This is a genomic window from Salinimicrobium sediminis (genome assembly GCF_900215295.1).
Classification (GTDB): Bacteria; Bacteroidota; Bacteroidia; order Flavobacteriales; family Flavobacteriaceae; genus Salinimicrobium; species Salinimicrobium sediminis.
Genome location: NZ_OCMF01000002.1, coordinates 168,927 through 185,513 on the forward strand (window position 1 = coordinate 168,927; position 16,587 = coordinate 185,513).

Here is a 16,587-nt window from a genome sequence, read left to right on the forward strand (position 1 = left end):
CTTTCTGTTAATATCTAAAAACGGCATTCATCTTCGAATTTTTATCCGGCATAAATTCTTTTTCTACCAAATACACTTTTCCGTTTTGTTCGATAACTTTAACGGCTGCAAGATTCATTAGAGAAATACTTCCATTCTTTCTCTCTTCATGCACATCTACAGAAGCCATATTTTCATTGTAATTACCCCAGATATCTTCCCTGTTCTCCAGGAACAAAGTATCTACTTTACCTTCAAAGATGGCAGGAATAATTTCTGAAACCCGGGTCGAGGTACGGGAAGGGTTAAGCTCTGTGAACTGACGCATCTTTTCCTCTCTTTCCTTCCTAAAATGAGGTTCCAGAGTATCTAATGCTGCGGCATGTAAACCAAACATGTTCTTGTGATCTGCTTCCGGATTTCCGGGAACAGGCTTTGGATAAAGATTTTTATATCTGGAAGCTTCCTGGTAAATAGGAAAGTTTGAATCCTGGCAAGCCACTACCAAAGGTACATTTTCATTGTTGAGTATCTCGTAAATACCTTTATCTACTGCCCTAAAGAACCTAAGGATCTCATTTTTATCATCCCTGTTTGCTGCATCATATCCATGTTGAGTGGAAACTCCTGCATCACCTGCTCCCACGTTCCTCTGGGTCTTATGTTTGGTATTCTTTTCCTCATAATCATAACCTACTCTGTCTTCCAGTCGGGAAGGGGTGAGGTCGCTCACATCAACTTCTCCAATTGAATATTGTGTAGCCTCATATAACTTTACCTCATCCAGTTGCAGGTGAAGCAGATAAAACCTGCCATCTCCGTTGAACATGGGCACCAGGGGTTTCAGGTAAAAATGATCGGCTACATAGGTGAAAGTTTTAAAATTCACCGGCACTGTATGTTTTTCAGAAAATCCATCAGCTAAGAAAATTGCGAGACCATCGCTTTGGTGTCTCCAAAAATCGCGATCCTCCAGGATATCATTTACCGGCTTTCCGATCTTTTCAATTTTTTCCTGGGAATGACCCATCTCCTTTAGAGTTTCTGAAGCCTTTTTCCACTGGCTTTTCAAATTGATCTTATCCTTTTCTTCCAGCACATCTTTTCCTGCCCTTTGTGTAGGAATAAAAATCGATACACATGGATTGCTGTCAAATTTTGCTAAGTTCTGAAATTGCTCTTTACTCAAAATTGGCATGATCTGTAAGTTTTAATGGAAATAGTCCCGCGGAAACTGCGGAAGATTTTTCCGATTTATATTCCCTGTTAAGATACTAAGACCTTAAAAAAGCTAGCGAACGCGGGGTCATAATTTTTCCTTAACTCCTAAAGGTCTGCCCGTTAATATTGTGCTAAGGACTACCACCATACCACGAAAAACCGCTCATGTTTTCCCGAAGGCGTTTTCATCCAAACCAAAGGGGAAAATTTTTTAGCCAGTAATTGGTGAAGCTGTGGCTCGATTTCCTGCCTTGTCAACCAGGTACTGTTCCTTTGGGGTTTTACAGGCCAATAGTTTTTTGCGGGGATGAAAAATTTATTTTTCTGATAGGCTTCTAAGGTAAATTCTGAAGTTTTAATCCAGTACCCGCTAATGGTGGCGGGATTTATTATCTCCAAAGATATTCTGTCCATTCGCTTCGGAAGAAAAACGGATGCTTTAAAGCACATTTTTTGAACCACATCATTAGGAGCTACTTCCAATTCGTCCAGAAGGTTTCGGGTAGCTTCATGGTATAATAGCGGAAATTGTCTTTTTTTAAGTCTGTCTATTTTTCTACCTAAACTATCTCTTTTGTTGGGGCCAATAAGATGATCTGATTCTGAAGAACCGGTAGCCTCGTCATAGATATAAAACTTATAGACCAGCTCGACATGTGAAATTCCCCCTGAAATATTGTTCTTCAGCAGGAAATCCAGTTCTCCCAGAGTTTTTTGATCCTGAATGATCTGCCGGTTGTGAGCGAGGATCATTTCCGAAGTAAACTGATCGATATAAGAGGCAAAAAAATGTTCCATCCGCTTTCCGAGGATTGTGGCACCGGGAGCGGAAATTTCCGGAAGCTCCTCCGGAGAAGCTAAATGAAATGCATGGTAAAGCGGATAGTCTAAAATGTGATCTTCTGCATAGATTTGAGGGGTCGCTAAAAAACCTTCAAATTGTTCCTTAATAGAGAAGTCCATTTTTTAATCTGTTTCCTGACCCAAGAGGAATCCGAAAGGTTTAAGTGTCGTGACATGGTTAAAGATCACATTGATAATGGCAAGAATAGGAATCGCCAGCACCATCCCGGCAAGACCCCAAATCATTCCGCCAATTATAACGGCAAGGATCACGAAAAAGGGGTGAAGATCCACCTGGTCTCCCACCACATATGGTTCCAGCACATAACTTTCAACAAATTGAGCTACAGTAAATGTTATAATGATCCCAATTAAAACTCCCATTTCCCCCGATATGAGGTAACCAAAAATCATAGCCAGTCCAAAGCCTATGATATTTCCTATGTAAGGCAGCAGACTAAAAACAGCAGCAAGGATACTGATCAATATAAAATTATTAACCCCGGAAACTCCCAGCCCTATAGCATATAAAATCGCTAAAAGCCCTATAAGGATCAATTTTCCCACCAAGTATTTTTGAGTAACACTTGCCGAATCTTCTATTACTCCTTTAATTTTATGACGTTTTGAATCGGGAAAAAGCTTCAGGAGAAAAGCTTTGAACCGATGGCGGTAATTGAGCAGGAAAAAAATATAAATGAATGTAAGCAGATAATCCCCAAAAAAACCGAGGGTTTTATTGAGAAAAGTGGCTGCTTTTTGACCTGCATTGGAATTACTGCTCATCAATGGTAAACCAGATCCTTCTTTAGATTCTTTAAGGTCTTCCTCACTTAAAGGTGTGTGTTCAAAAAGAAAGGCTTTTAAATTTTCTATTTTAGGGGTCATGGTTTCTTCGATCTTTGGCCAGTCATCTACTACAGTTTTTACCTGCATGGAGACCAATGCTAAAAAGCCCAAAGAAGCCAGTAGGACGATAAAAGTGCTTATTAATGAGGAAGCTGTACGGTTTAGAAAAGATTTCTCCATTTTGCGTGAAAGAGGCAACATGAGCAAAGCAAGAATGAGCGCCGTAGTAAGCGGAATTAAAAATCCGCTGGCTTTAACCAGGCTCAAAAATAAGAAGTAAAAACCCAGGATTGTAAGGGTGCCGTAAATAAGCATCTGCTTTCCTTTGGAGGTCGTAGTTTTTTCCATATCAGTGAAGATACAAAAGTAAAGGCCATAATTTTTTAAGTAAAAGTTAAAGACTTTTCTCACATAGCCTGTATTAAGAGGGAACTGGCAAAAGAATTTCCGTTATTTTCGTATAAATTGAACACTTGAAACAGCAGCGATATTATTACTTAGTCAAGATCCAGTACCTGGGATACCGGTTGCATGGATGGCAAAGGCAACCGGGATTAAAGACAGTAGAAGGTCTGGTAAAGAAGACTCTTAAATTTGTACTCGGAGATCTCCGGTTCAAGATCCTGGGCTCCAGTCGCACAGATGCTATGGTTTCTGCACATGAATCGGCTTTTGAACTTTTTACAGACCATGAACCCCTTGAAAACCTGGCCGACTTCCTGGTGCTGTTCAATAAAAACCTTCCTCCCGACATCAGAGCTTTAAGTATTAAAGAGGTGGATGCGGGTTTTAATATTATTCAGCATCCAAAGAAGAAGGAATACCTGTATTTGTTTTCCTTCGGAAGAAAAAGTCATCCCTTTGCCGCCCCTTTAATGGCAACCTTTCCCGAAAAACTAGAGGTAGACCTTATGATGCAGGGTGCAAAATTGTTTGAAGGAAAACATTCCTTTCATAACTATTGTACCAAACCCACCCCACACACAGTACTGCAACGGGAGATCGTGCTTTGCGAGATCGTGCCGAACAAGGAAATAACTGCCAGTTTTTTCCCCGACAAATCTTTTCTCCTCCGGGTGACAGGATCCGGATTCCTAAGGAATCAAATAAGGCTTATGATGGGCTGCTTAGTCCAATTGGGAAGAGGGGAATACACTATTGAGGAAGTACAAAAAAGTCTTGACCCGGACGTAAAAATGCCCATGACCTACATTGCTCCCGGCAGCGGATTGATCCTGAATAAGGTGGAATTTGACCAATGATTAAGGTCTAAGGTTGGTGGAGCCTTATCGACTGGTTTGCCCGATTTAAATTTGCCCAATTGCGAAATCCCAGGTTACTATTCCATAAAAAAAATGAAAATAACGCTTAAAAACTGCTCACTGGCTCCTTTTTCCTGAACACTGATCACTGAACACTGATCACTGAACACTGACCACTGGCTACTTATCTACTCCTCCTTATTCAAAATCGTAAGCGCAACCCGAATGGTACCATAATCCATTTCCTCATTAAAATGTTCAAAATAGGGTCTTAGGGCATCGGCATCATTCAGTTCAGATTTAGCTTTGCGTATTGCATCCAGGTCTTGTGTGGAAATAAATTTCTTCAGGTCAACATCTTCTCCTGATTCATAGAGTTTTGAAAGGTGAGAAAAAATGGTAGTAGGAGAGAGGTTCCGCATTTGGGCGATGTCTTCTATAGTCATTCCGTCGCGGTAAAGTTTGAAGGTCTCTTTATATGTGTTACCTTTTTTCCGGGTTTTCTTTTCCCTTTTTTCCTTTCCAAAAGCGATTATTTCCTTTATAAAATGGTAACCGTAGTTCTGCATTTTTTGCCTTCCCACTCCGTTGATCTGTATAAACTCTTCATCGGTCATAGGGCGTTCTTTTTCCATTTCCTTCAGGGTTGCATCATTAAAAATAAGGTAGGCAGGAATTCCTTCTTCCCTGGCAAGCTCCAGCCTTAACTGTCGTAACCTTTCAAAAAGAGTATTTTCGGAAGCCTTTTCTGCAACTACAGGGGATTTTTTAATTTCAGCTTGTGTGACCTCTGCAAGTAAAACTTTTTGATGATCAAAAAGGACATTTTTCGCAAGGGAAGTAAGCTTGAGCTTGTTCTGGTCATGAAAAGCAATTTCTACATACCCCTGGTTGATCAACTGGATCATGTATTGTTGCCAGTCTCTCCAGGAAACATCCTGGGAAATCCCATAGGTTTTTAAATTTTGAAAGCCTTTCTCCAGCACCTGTGCATTCTGTGCCCCACGCAGTACATCAATAACCATCGAGATTGGTTCCTGCTCTCTAAGCCTATAGATGGTGGAAAGGGCTTTTTGTGCAAGAATAGTTCCGTCGAAGAATTCCGGCGGATTTTTACATACATCACAATTACCGCAGTCCCGGGGAATAATTTCCCCAAAATAGCTTAGCAGAATTCTTCGGCGGCAGGTAAGCGCTTCAGAATATTGTTTCATGCGCTCCAGTTTTGCAAGCTGCACTTCGGCATTTCCGGAACCTTCAGCAAACTTCTGCAGCTGCACCACATCGGCATAGCTGTGAAAAAGAAGCGTGGAAGAAGGCAAACCATCTCTCCCTGCACGACCTATTTCCTGGTAATAACCTTCCAGGTTTTTGGGCATATTGTAATGGATTACCCACCGCACATTTGATTTATCGATCCCCATACCAAAGGCGATCGTAGCACAGATGATCTCCAGCTTATCATTGATGAAATTTTCCTGAATGCTTATGCGGTCGCTGTGGGACAGGCCGGCATGATAAGCTTCGGCTTCATAGCCTTTTGCCTTAAGCTTTGCGGCGAGTTCTTCGGTATTTTTTCGGCTAAGGCAATAAATTATCCCGCTTTCGCCACGCCGGCCTTTCAAAAATACCAGGATCTGTTCAAATTTTTTGTTCCCCGGCCTCACATCCAGGCTCAGGTTCTTACGGTCGAAAGAAGAGATATGATGAGTAGCGTAAGGAATATTTAGCTGGTCACAAATGTCCTGCCGTGTAGCTTTATCGGCGGTAGCGGTAAGAGCAATCATAGGAGTTTGCGGGTGGCGGTTTTTTAGATAACCTAACTGAGTGTAGGCAGGTCTAAAATCATGTCCCCAGCTGGAGATACAATGTGCTTCATCTATGGCAATAAGGCTGATGTTTCCTGCGGAAAAAACCGCATCTATGTATTGCAGACTTTCAGGAGCTACGTAAAGGAGCTTGATCTCATTGAGTTCAATCTTTCTGAAGATCTCCTGCTGTTCCTTTTCCTGCTGACTGCTGTTTAGAAAAGCGGCGGGAATTCCGTTTGCTGTTAGTCCGTCAACCTGATCTTTCATCAGGGCGATAAGAGGAGAGATGACGATGGTAATACCGGGAAGCAGGAGAGCTGGGAGCTGAAAACAGATGGATTTTCCGCCGCCGGTGGGCATGATCACTAAATTGTCATTCCCTTCAAAAACTGAACGTATGATGTTTTCCTGCTGCGGCCTGAAGCTGTCATAGCCAAAATATTCCTTTAATGTCCTCTTTAGTTTTACCTCCTCTACCATACCACAAAGAAAAACAAACGCTGATTTACAGCCAATCAAATTCGGTTTGAAAAATTGCGATTTCCGCTTAAATTGATAATAAGGGAATATTCTTACTTTTAAGGAAACAAATTTCTCTATGGTAAAAAGAATCCGTCACCTCTCCAAAAGACCTAAGTCCACAAAAGCACTTCACCAGGCTCCGGGCACTGTCACATATGTGGGTAGTAAGGAACAGGTGGAAACGACCCTTGAAGTGATAGATTATAATGCAGATAACTTTGAAAGGTTTACCTCTAAAACTCCCGAAGACGCTTTTAAATTTGAAGCCGAAGACCGCACCACCTGGATCAATATTGACGGACTTAGCAATACAGCTGAAATTGAAAAGGTGGGGAAATATTATGAACTCCACCCGTTGATCATTGAAGACATAGTGAATACCAATCAGCGGCCAAAAATTGATGAATATGGAGATTATTTTTTCATAGTTGCCAAGATGCTCTATTACCGTAAAGACGGGAGATTGGAAAATGAACACATTAGCATTGTTCTCGGGAAGAACTATGTACTCACCTTTCAGGAAGCGGGAGGAGATGTTTTTGACGGGGTACGGGAACGGCTTAGCAATGCCAAAGGCCGCATTAGAAGCAGGGGAGCAGATTACCTTGTTTTTGCCCTTTTAGACGCCATAGTAGATAATTACTTCGTGGTGGTAGAGGAGATGAGTGATAAGATTGAGAGTCTGGAGGAACGTTTATTCAATGCACAACCAAATGATGATATTACTCTTGAAATTCAGGAATTAAAACGCACTATGTTAAGGATAAGACGGGCGGTGAATCCATTAAGGGAAGTGGTGAGCAGGCTTGAGAAGGTAGATCATGAATTGGTACAGGAACAAACCATCAATTACATTAGGGATCTTTACGATCACATGATCCAGGTTTCAGAAAACATTGAGATCTACAGGGAAATGACCTGGGGCTTAATGGATATGTACATGACCACCATTAGCAACAAAATGAATGAGGTGATGAAGGTGTTGACCATTATGGCCTCTATATTTATTCCGCTAACTTTCCTCGCAGGTCTCTACGGAATGAATTTCGAATACATGCCCGAACTGGAGTATAGATTCAGTTATCCTATTTTATTGGGCGTAATGTTCCTTATGTTGCTGGGGATGCTGTTCTATTTCAAACGCAAACACTGGTTATGATTCTTCCTTTAGCCAGAATTTGTCATCCCAGTCTTCAGGATCGGGGGTACGCACCTCTTCCTCCTTATTTGTGATGTTTTGAAGAGCCTCTTTAGAAGCTGTCTTTTGAAGCTCCTGAAAAAGTTCTCTTTCCTCAAACCTGATATGCCGGTTAAGTTCGGTCTCAATAGCAGTAAAAATTTCTACCGATGCTTCTTCTTTAAAAAGGAACTCCAGTCTTCTGTGTTCGTTGACTGCTCTTTCCTTCATTGAATGGTAGCTTCCTAAAAGCGGAAAGATCTCCCTTTCTTCAAATCTAAAGTGTGGTCTTAACTGGGAAGTGAAGAAATAATCTGTGTAATTCTTAATACGCGCGGGTGATACCTGCTTTTTTATCCCTTCTCTTATTTTCCAGCACAGCAAAAGGCCATGGTGGTGGTCTCGGCTCAACGGTTTCAAGGCTTCGTGTCTAACAATAGGCTTTGTCATGTTGTTGTATATGGATTGACGGCAAAGTTAAGCCCCTTGTCGGCAAGGCCTTATGATACAGGTCATGTATGGTGTAATATTGGAAGGAGGAAATAGATTTTATCTTTTTTTTAATATCCTAAACCCTCCAATATCCTTGAAAGCTTTATAATTTAGAAGAAACAGGATGAATTTTTGAATTAAAATCAATTCCAATGAAAATAGGATTTCACGCCTCTCATGAACAATTTTCTCCCCGCCATTTACTAGAACTGGTACAAAAAGCCGAGGCTGCAGGTTTTAAAGCAGTATTATCTTCAGATCATTTTCATCCCTGGAGCGACCTGCAGGGGGAAAGCGGTTTTGCCTGGAGCTGGCTGGGAGCGGCTATGCAGGCTACTTCTATGGAATACGGAATTGTAAATGCTCCGGGTCAAAGATATCATCCTGCTATTATTGCCCAGGCCGTTGCTACTTTAGATCAAATGTTCCCCGGGAGATTCTTTTTATGTTCAGGGAGCGGGCAACTGTTGAATGAAAATATTACCGGGGAGAAATGGCCTTCCAAAAGGGACAGAAACAAAAGATTACAGGAGTCAGTGGAAGTGATGCGGCGCCTTTGGCAGGAGGAGGATTATCTCAATCACAAAGGAATGTTTACTGTTGAAAGAGCTAAACTATTTACCAAACCCACTCACATTCCCACAGTTTTTGGAGCAGCAATCACTGAAAAAACTGCAGCCTGGCTTTCTTCCTGGGCAGATGGGATGATTACCATTTCTAAACCATTAGAGGATTTGGAGAAAATGGTAAAAGCGTTTAGAGGTACAGATGGTGCGAATAAACCTATGGCTTTAAAAGTGCAGATTTCCTATGCAAAAACCCGGGAAGAAGCTTTGGACGGAGCCTGGGAACAATGGAAAAATAACATTTACCCTAGCAAGCTCATAGCAGATATTGACAGCCCCGAAAAATTTGATGCTCTGGGTATGAATACCAGGAAAGAAGATCTGGAAAAGCACGTGATCATTGGAGATAGTGCAGAGATCTTTATTGACAGGATTAAAGAATATGAAGAAATGGGATTTGAAAAGATCATCATTCATAACGTGAATAAAGAACAGGAAAGTTATATCGATTTCTTCGGAAAGGAAGTGCTTCCCAATTTCCAACAACAATAATTAGCCAACATGAACAAATATTGGTATAAAAATGCCGTGATCTATTCGCTGGATGTAGAAACCTTTAAGGATTCAAATGGTGACGGCACAGGAGATTTTAAGGGCTTAAAAAATGCCCTGCCTTACCTTTCCAGCCTGGGGGTAACCTGTTTATGGCTTCTTCCCATATTCGATACTCCTAACCGCGACAACGGTTATGATGTAAAGGATTATTACAAAATAGATCCCAGGCTGGGAGACCTGGGCCACCTTGCGCAGTTGATAGACGCTGCGGAAGAAGTAGGGATTAGGGTGATCATTGATCTCGCCGTAAACCACACCTCGATTGAACATCCCTGGTTTCAGAAATCGCGGGAAGACAAAAATTCGAAATTTAGGAATTACTATATATGGCTAGATGAAAAACCGGAAGATCCCGAACGCAACATGATGGCCGAAGATGGGGAAGATGCTACCAGCTGGAAATATGATAGGAAAGCCAAGGCATATTACTTCCATTCCTTTTATCCACACCAGCCCGATCTTAATCTTGCCAATCCCGATGTACAGGAAGAGATCTTCAGGATCATGCATTTCTGGCTTAAAATGGGAATTTCAGGATTCAGGATAGACGCAGCTCCTCATATGTTCAAGGAAAAGGGAAGAATGGATTTTGAAGGAGATCCACATGAGATCTTTAGAAACTTCCGGTCTTTTGTTGAGACTCAAAAACCGGATGCCATATTACTGGCCGAGGTCGATCTCGACCCTAACCAGTACAACAAATACCTGGGAAATGAAGATCAAATGCATATGCTCTTCAATTTTTACGTGAATAATTTCCTTTACCTCGCTTTCGCTAGAGAAGAGGCCACTCCGTTGTCCCGTGCTTTACAAAGAATGCCTATTGAAATTACTGAAAAAGAACAGCTGGCCACATTTCTTCGGAATCATGACGAGCTCAACCTCGATAAATTGAGCCGGAATGAAAGGGAGGAGGTCTTTAAAGTTTTTGCGCCGGACGAAAATATGAGGATCTTCGGCCGCGGAATCAGAAGAAGATTGGCTTCTATTCTGGGCAATGACCGGAAAAAAATGGAACTGGCGCACAGTCTTTTATTCACCCTTCCCGGCACGCCGGTACTGCGATATGGTGAGGAGATTGGAATGGGAGAGGATCTTTCTATGGAAGGTCGGTCCAGTGTTCGTACCGTCATGCAATGGTCTAATGAGAAAAACGGCGGATTCTCCACAGCACCCACAGAAAATCTAATAAGAAATGTCATTTCCGGAGGGGATTACGGTTATGAAAAAGTAAATGTAAGTGATCAATTAAGAGATCCGGAATCATTTCTTACCTGGATCTCGAAGGCCATTGATTACCGAAAAGAATTTCCTGAATTCGGCTGGGGCCGTAATAATATCATAGACACCGGCGATCCTCACGTATTGGGTCATTACGTAAAATCGGATAAAGGAATGGGAATAGCCTTTCACAACATGTCGGGAAAAGAAATAACTATTAAACTGGAAATAGATAAAGATGAATTTAAAGATGTAGTAGATGTCTTTGGAAACATCAGGTATGAAAGTTTTGATCCTGAAAAACCGGAAGTGAGACTAACAGCTTACGGTTACAGATGGATGCACAAAAAACACAATTTCTTATGACAGAAAAAGAGTATTTATGGTGGCACAAGGGAGTAGTTTACCAGATCTATCCCCGGTCATTTCAGGATAGTGATGGTGACGGAATTGGAGATATCAAAGGAATTATTAACAGATTGGACTACCTGCAGGACCTCGGGGTCAAGGCAGTATGGGTATCACCTGTTTTTCCTTCTCCCATGGCCGATTTTGGATATGATGTAAGTGATTATACCGGAATACATGAAATGTTTGGAAGCATGGAAGATTTTGATGAGCTGCTTAAATCTGTTCATCAACGGGATATGAAGCTTATTCTGGACCTGGTGCCAAACCACTCCTCAAACCAACACCCCTGGTTTCAGGAATCTAAAAGTTCCATAGACAATCCCAAGCGTGACTGGTATATCTGGAAAGATCCTGCACAGGGCGGCGGACTACCAAATAACTGGCTAAGTGTATTTGGAGGTTCGGGCTGGGAATATGATGAAACTACAGGCCAATATTACTACCATGCCTTTTTGAAGGAACAGCCCGATTTAAACTGGAGAAATCCTGAGGTGCAAAAAGCTGTTTTTGATGCTATGCGTTTCTGGCTTAAGAAAGGGGTTGATGGTTTTAGAGTTGATGTGATGTGGCACATGATCAAGGATGAACAGTTCAGAAATAATCCACCAAATCCCGATTATTCCAAAGACATGTCTTCCTATAATAAACTTATTCCCGCTTATTCTACAGATCAGGATGAAGTACATGAGATTGTGGCCAAAATGCGAAATGTCATAGAAGAATTTGATGAACGGTTGCTTATTGGGGAGATCTACCTGCCCATCTCTAAATTAGTTACCTATTATGGCCATAACAATGAAGGAGCGCACCTGCCATTCAATTTTCAGCTATTGGAGCTGCCATGGGATGCTGAAAAGATCAATGCCACCATCAATGAATATGAAGGGGCATTGCCCGAAAATGGCTGGCCAAACTGGGTTTTAGGAAACCATGACAAATCGCGTATAGCCAGCAGAGTGGGGAAGGAGCAGGCAAAAATAGCAGCTATGATGCTCCTAACGCTTAGAGGCACTCCCACCATCTACTATGGAGATGAACTGGGAATGGAAGACGTGGACATTCCTGAAGATAAAATTAAAGATCCCCAGGCGCTCAATGAACCCGGAGTGGGTCGAAGCCGGGATCCTGAACGCACCCCTATGCAGTGGGATGATTCTCAAAATGCCGGCTTTACCAAAGGGGAACCATGGCTTCCGCTAAGTGATGATTTTAAAGAGGTGAATGTAAAAAGGCAATGGGATCAAAAAGGTTCTATGCTCAAGCTTCACAGGGATCTTCTAAAATTAAGAGCTGAGGAAGCCGCATTGAACATTGGAGAATACACTCCTGTTTTTACAAAAAAAGATCTCCTGTCTTACATCAGGGAGCATAAGAATTCAAAATTCCTGGTGGTACTTAATTTAGGTACTTCTGAAATAATTTTTGAACCGGAACTGGAGTGGAAAGGCAGCGTATTAATTTCCACACATCCGGAAATGGAAGGCAAAGAATTAAAAAATAAAACAAAAATAGCCCCTAATATGGGATTGCTAATAAAATTAAAATAACATGAGAGCATTAGGAAAGAAGACCTGGGTGATCGCTGAAGGCTATATACCCGAATATGGTACAGGAAAGGAACCGGAATTCACAAGTCATGAAACAGCCTGCATTCTCAACACCTCGAATGAGGATGCTAAGGTGGAGCTAACCATTTATTTTTCAGATAAAGATCCTGTGGGGCCATATAAAGTAACCGTGGAGGCACAGCGAACTAAACATTTAAGGTTCAATGATCTAAAAGATCCTGCGCCTGTACCTTTAGGAACAGATTATGCCTGTGTGATAGAATCTTCCATTCCGGTGGTTGTGCAACATACCCGCCTTGATTCAAGGCAGGCAGAAAATGCACTTTTGACCACCATTGCTTATTCGGAATAAATAGGAGCAGCACTAATTTGATCAAAAACCAGATTTTAAAAAAGGACCTGTCAAAAACCTCATTTTTGGAGATGATTTTGTGGGAAAATTCTTAGCTTTATAGAAAATCTTCCGATGCCCATATTTCACTCCAGACTTTTCGCCTTTGTAATTATCCTTGGTTTTCTTGGCTGTAAAAATTCAGAAATAGCAGGGGATAAAACATATACAAAAGCTTCTGAAAATAAAGATATGAATACCATGTTCGCAGGTACCTATACCAAAAAAGAGGGGCATGTGGATGGACAGGCAGATGGAATAATCGCTATCCAATTAGATCCTGAATCAGGGGAGATCATGTCTCAGAGCACTGTTGCTGAAGTTGTCAATCCATCTTTTGTAAAGGTTTCCAAAAATGACAAATTTCTGTTCGCCGTTAGTGAACTGGGAAGTGCCGATGCACCCAGCGGATATTTCTATTCCTTTAAAATAATTGAAAATAATTCTCTTGAGGAGATCTCCAAACTTAGTACTGAAGGTTTCGCGCCTGCGCATATAGCACTGGACCAAACAGGAAATTTCGCCTTTGTCTCTAATTACATGGGGGGAGTAATGATGGTATATCGTATAAATGAAGATGGTTCTCTAAAAAAACAGCAGCGGGTTGATCTGGAAAATCCTGAAAGATCACATGCTCATTCAGTGACCATTTCTGCAGATAACAAGAGCGCCTATATAGCTGATCTTGGCAATAACAAAATATGGATCTATAATTTCAATTCTGAAAAAGGAATTTTAACCCCTAATGAACAGGCTTTTGTCTCCCTGGAAAAAGGCTCAGGCCCCAGGCACTTTACGATTTCTGAAGATGGAAAAACGGCATATTCAGTTAATGAACTGAATAGTACAGTAACTGCTTTTGAAGTATTAAAAAATGGGGGACTGAAAATACTGCAGAATATTTCTACCCTTCCTGAGGATTATTCAGGTAAGAACTCAACAGCAGACATACATCTTCATCCTTCCGGAAAGTACTTATATGTTTCCAACAGGGGACATAATTCAATTGCAGGTTTTAAGGTGGAAAATGACGGAAGGCTTTCGGCTTCAGGTCATTTTTCAACACAGGGAGATACTCCCAGGAATTTTGCGCTTTCCCCTTCAGGAGATCATCTCTATGTTGCCAATCAGGATTCAAACAGTGTTGTACTTTTTGAGATAGATGAGAGCACAGGAAATCTTCTTCAAAAAGCTGATCCATACGAAGTCAAGACCCCGGTTTGCCTGGAATTCCTATAATTTCATCTCTTCCCTGATTTTTTTAACCGCGGAATATTTTTTTAAAAAGCTTTAGAAAAAATATTAATTTAATCTTACTAAACCAGTTAAGATGAAAAGTAAGATCACCACTGCAATGGGGGCTTGTTTGCTGCTGTTGCTTTTGAGCTGCGGCACCACCTCAAGTACCCGTTCAATGAAATCAATTGAAAGACAGGCGATGGATGTACCTGACCGTTTTGAAGCTCCTGCGGGAGTAGAAAGAACCAGTAATGCCTGTATAAGCCCTCTTACAGATCCTCGGGATGGAACCACGATCAAAATGGTCACCTCCTTTAGTGGAGAAGAAGTGGGAGATTACTCTGTACCGGCAGGTAAATACGGAGTAGAGGCAAACGAGCTGCTAAGGATCAACTGCCGAACAGGGGAAGTTTTAGGCATTGTAAAGAGGTAAGCTGAGTGATCACTCAGCTTCCTCTATAATGAAAAATCCGTCATTTCCCTGCGACTGGTAAAGGGGCATAAAAATATATGCATCCCATTCGCTTTCTATTTCACGGCCATTGCTGGTTGCCAGCAACTGGCCTTTTTTGATCTTCTGGAAATTCTTAAATCCGGGTTCCATTTTGAAACTATCGCCTTTCTTTATTTCATGGCGATAAGTAATCTCAAAGACCTTTTGAGAAGGAGCATTCTTTTCTGTAAACCGCTCTACACATTCTGGATAGCAGGAAAGTTTTTCCACCTCAAGGCCGTTTGCTTCCTTAAGAGCTAACCAGATGACCCCTTCATGGTTTTCTACAGATGCAGGATTCTCATGTTGTCCTGCTTCAAAAACGAATCCCGTAAGGCCTGTTCGGCTCATATAATGGTCAATTGCTCCGTAAATGATATCACTAAAACCCCGGACTATATAAGTGGGAAATTTTTGAGCCCAGCTATCATTATCGTTTACATCCTGCACAGAAATATACGGGTAGCTGTCTGAAGAGGTTGTATGACAATCTAAAAAGTACCTTTTTGAATAAACATCTTCCGGAAACTGTTCCAGCACTTCAATAATCTCGTGCATTTCACGCTGTTCCTGTGTTTCCGGGTCATGGTTATTTACATTATCCTCTGTCCAGGTGCGGTTAAGATCTTCATCTATATATCGTTGACCTTTTTGAAGTGCAGACTTATTACCCATAACTCCAACAATCCTGCCTTTGATCTCCGGCTTTGTTTTTTCCAATTCGGCAAAGACCTTTTCCAAAGCTTTTACGCCGCTGGGTTCGTTACCATGTACTCCGGCCGTAACAAAGAGTAAAGGACCTTCATTTCCGCTGGTATAATTTCCTATAATTCTTGAATTGTCTTTCATTTATATTTTCTTTATTCCATAGTGGCCAAAACATGGTTGTCGATCTGGCCTTTGTATAATTTTTTATACTCCACTTTTCTTTCAATAGAATCTATAACCACATCAGAAAAATCGGGTAATCCAATTTCTCCAAAATGATCCATGCCCCCTGGGCCAAGAACATTGATCTCTATAAGCTTATCCTTTACGATATCCAGACCTACAAAGAAGAGTCCGTCGCGAATCAATTTTGGGGCGGTAACATCAATAATTCTCTTCATCGCATCGGTAAAAGGACTTTTGTCTCCGGTTCCTCCCTGATTAAAATTGCTGCGGAATTCTCCTTCCCCGGTAACTCTCCGAATAATTCCGTAGTTGCCATCTTTTTCCATTACCCGACCATTCATAAGTAGTACTCTAACATCACCATCTTTGGCAGCCGGAAGATATTCCTGGGCAATAATATATCCCTGAGCAGAAAGATTTTCTATGATCTGATTCAGGTTCTTTTCATTTTTGTCTATGAGATAAACATCTCTACCTCCGGATCCCTCCAATGGCTTAAGCACCATCTTCTTTTTGTGCTTCTCAAAGAATTCCATAATATCCTCCTTTTTGCGGGTAATAATGGAATTTGGTTTAATACTGGCAGGTAATTCCTCGAAGTACAATTTGTCTATAAAGGCATTGGATAGGGCATAGGCATCATTAAGCACCAATACGCCTTCCTGCTGCATCATTCGTCCAAAGGCAACCCCGGCCTGTTCTGCCCATTGCCTGGAGGATCCTTCTTCGGTAGGATTATTTCTTATAAAAAGCACATCAAGATCTGTAGCCACGATGCGTTCTTTTATAGCTTTATCACTTTGCAGCGCCTCGAGATAAGCCTGAGGCGTCTTAATTTCCATTTTTTTAGGGACATATGTGGAATAGATGCTGAGGGCTTCATTTTGTGCGAAATAAAAATCGCCCACTCCCATGGCATAAACATCGTGATTCCTTTTTCTAGCTTCCTGCATTAGAAAAACAGTGGTCCCGCAAGTTTCGGTTTCCACATCATTGACTACAAAACAAATTTTCATATAATTATTTTAGATTT

General features: G+C 41.4%; 15 protein-coding genes. 8 read left to right on the top strand and 7 right to left on the bottom strand.

Features of this window, described 5'->3' with window-relative positions; genetic code table 11:
* Positions 1-7: 7 nt before the first annotated feature.
* The 3 genes from CRO16_RS08540 to CRO16_RS08550 all read right to left on the bottom strand — a co-directional run bounded on the left by CRO16_RS08540 (position 8) and on the right by CRO16_RS08550 (position 3,240).
* Positions 8-1,177 (bottom strand): baeRF3 domain-containing protein, encoded by a 1,170-nt coding sequence (locus CRO16_RS08540; RefSeq protein ID WP_097055972.1) that lies wholly within the window; start codon positions 1,175-1,177, stop codon positions 8-10.
* 161 nt (positions 1,178-1,338) lie between these two features.
* Positions 1,339-2,163: a DUF1853 family protein gene (locus CRO16_RS08545; protein WP_097055973.1), complete on the bottom strand. Its 825-nt coding sequence runs from the start codon at positions 2,161-2,163 to the stop codon at positions 1,339-1,341.
* A gap of 3 nt (positions 2,164-2,166) precedes the next feature.
* Positions 2,167-3,240 carry an AI-2E family transporter gene (locus CRO16_RS08550; RefSeq protein WP_097055974.1) on the bottom strand — a complete coding sequence of 358 codons (1,074 nt, stop codon included), beginning with the start codon at positions 3,238-3,240 and terminating at the stop codon, positions 2,167-2,169.
* Between the two features lie 125 nt (positions 3,241-3,365).
* On the opposite strand from CRO16_RS08550, the gene CRO16_RS08555 reads away from it, so the two are divergent.
* Positions 3,366-4,154, top strand: coding sequence for a tRNA pseudouridine synthase A (locus tag CRO16_RS08555; RefSeq protein WP_097055975.1), 789 nt, complete (start codon positions 3,366-3,368; stop codon positions 4,152-4,154).
* A 188-nt stretch (positions 4,155-4,342) separates the two neighbouring features.
* On the opposite strand, the gene recQ is transcribed toward CRO16_RS08555, so the two are convergent.
* A complete protein-coding gene (recQ, locus tag CRO16_RS08560; protein WP_097055976.1) occupies positions 4,343-6,445 on the bottom strand; it encodes a DNA helicase RecQ in 2,103 nt (700 codons plus the stop codon).
* A 118-nt stretch (positions 6,446-6,563) separates the two neighbouring features.
* On the opposite strand from recQ, the gene corA reads away from it, so the two are divergent.
* The gene (gene corA, locus CRO16_RS08565) at positions 6,564-7,646 is read left to right on the top strand and encodes a magnesium/cobalt transporter CorA (RefSeq protein WP_097055977.1); all 1,083 of its coding nucleotides are present in this window, start codon (positions 6,564-6,566) and stop codon (positions 7,644-7,646) included.
* Here corA and CRO16_RS08570 read toward each other — a convergent pair.
* Positions 7,641-8,114, bottom strand: a complete 474-nt coding sequence (locus tag CRO16_RS08570; RefSeq protein ID WP_097055978.1) for a hemerythrin domain-containing protein — start codon at positions 8,112-8,114, stop codon at positions 7,641-7,643. The two genes, corA and CRO16_RS08570, sit on opposite strands and share 6 nt — an antisense overlap.
* A gap of 194 nt (positions 8,115-8,308) precedes the next feature.
* Between CRO16_RS08570 and CRO16_RS08575 the strand changes: the two genes are divergently transcribed.
* From CRO16_RS08575 to CRO16_RS08600, 6 genes are all read left to right on the top strand, one after another.
* Positions 8,309-9,274 (top strand): TIGR03885 family FMN-dependent LLM class oxidoreductase, encoded by a 966-nt coding sequence (locus tag CRO16_RS08575; RefSeq protein WP_097055979.1) that lies wholly within the window; start codon positions 8,309-8,311, stop codon positions 9,272-9,274.
* A gap of 9 nt (positions 9,275-9,283) precedes the next feature.
* On the top strand, positions 9,284-10,924 hold the full coding sequence (locus tag CRO16_RS08580; protein WP_097055980.1) for an alpha-amylase family protein: 1,641 nt from the start codon (positions 9,284-9,286) through the stop codon (positions 10,922-10,924).
* Positions 10,921-12,516 (top strand): alpha-amylase family glycosyl hydrolase, encoded by a 1,596-nt coding sequence (locus CRO16_RS08585; RefSeq protein WP_097055981.1) that lies wholly within the window; start codon positions 10,921-10,923, stop codon positions 12,514-12,516. Before CRO16_RS08580 ends, CRO16_RS08585 begins: the two co-directional genes overlap by 4 nt.
* Before the next feature lies 1 nt (position 12,517).
* Positions 12,518-12,889 carry a sensory rhodopsin transducer gene (locus tag CRO16_RS08590; protein WP_097055982.1) on the top strand — a complete coding sequence of 124 codons (372 nt, stop codon included), beginning with the start codon at positions 12,518-12,520 and terminating at the stop codon, positions 12,887-12,889.
* 114 nt (positions 12,890-13,003) lie between these two features.
* Positions 13,004-14,167, top strand: a complete 1,164-nt coding sequence (locus CRO16_RS08595) for a lactonase family protein (RefSeq protein WP_097055983.1) — start codon at positions 13,004-13,006, stop codon at positions 14,165-14,167.
* A 91-nt stretch (positions 14,168-14,258) separates the two neighbouring features.
* Entirely contained in the window at positions 14,259-14,600 is a 342-nt protein-coding gene (locus CRO16_RS08600; RefSeq protein WP_097055984.1) for a hypothetical protein, read from the top strand.
* A 9-nt stretch (positions 14,601-14,609) separates the two neighbouring features.
* Here CRO16_RS08600 and CRO16_RS08605 read toward each other — a convergent pair whose 3' ends face one another.
* Positions 14,610-15,509, bottom strand: coding sequence for a M14 family metallopeptidase (locus CRO16_RS08605; RefSeq protein ID WP_097055985.1), 900 nt, complete (start codon positions 15,507-15,509; stop codon positions 14,610-14,612).
* Positions 15,510-15,520: 11 nt separating this feature from the next.
* On the bottom strand, positions 15,521-16,570 hold the full coding sequence (locus tag CRO16_RS08610) for a glutathione synthetase (RefSeq protein WP_097055986.1): 1,050 nt from the start codon (positions 16,568-16,570) through the stop codon (positions 15,521-15,523).
* Positions 16,571-16,587 lie beyond the last annotated feature (17 nt).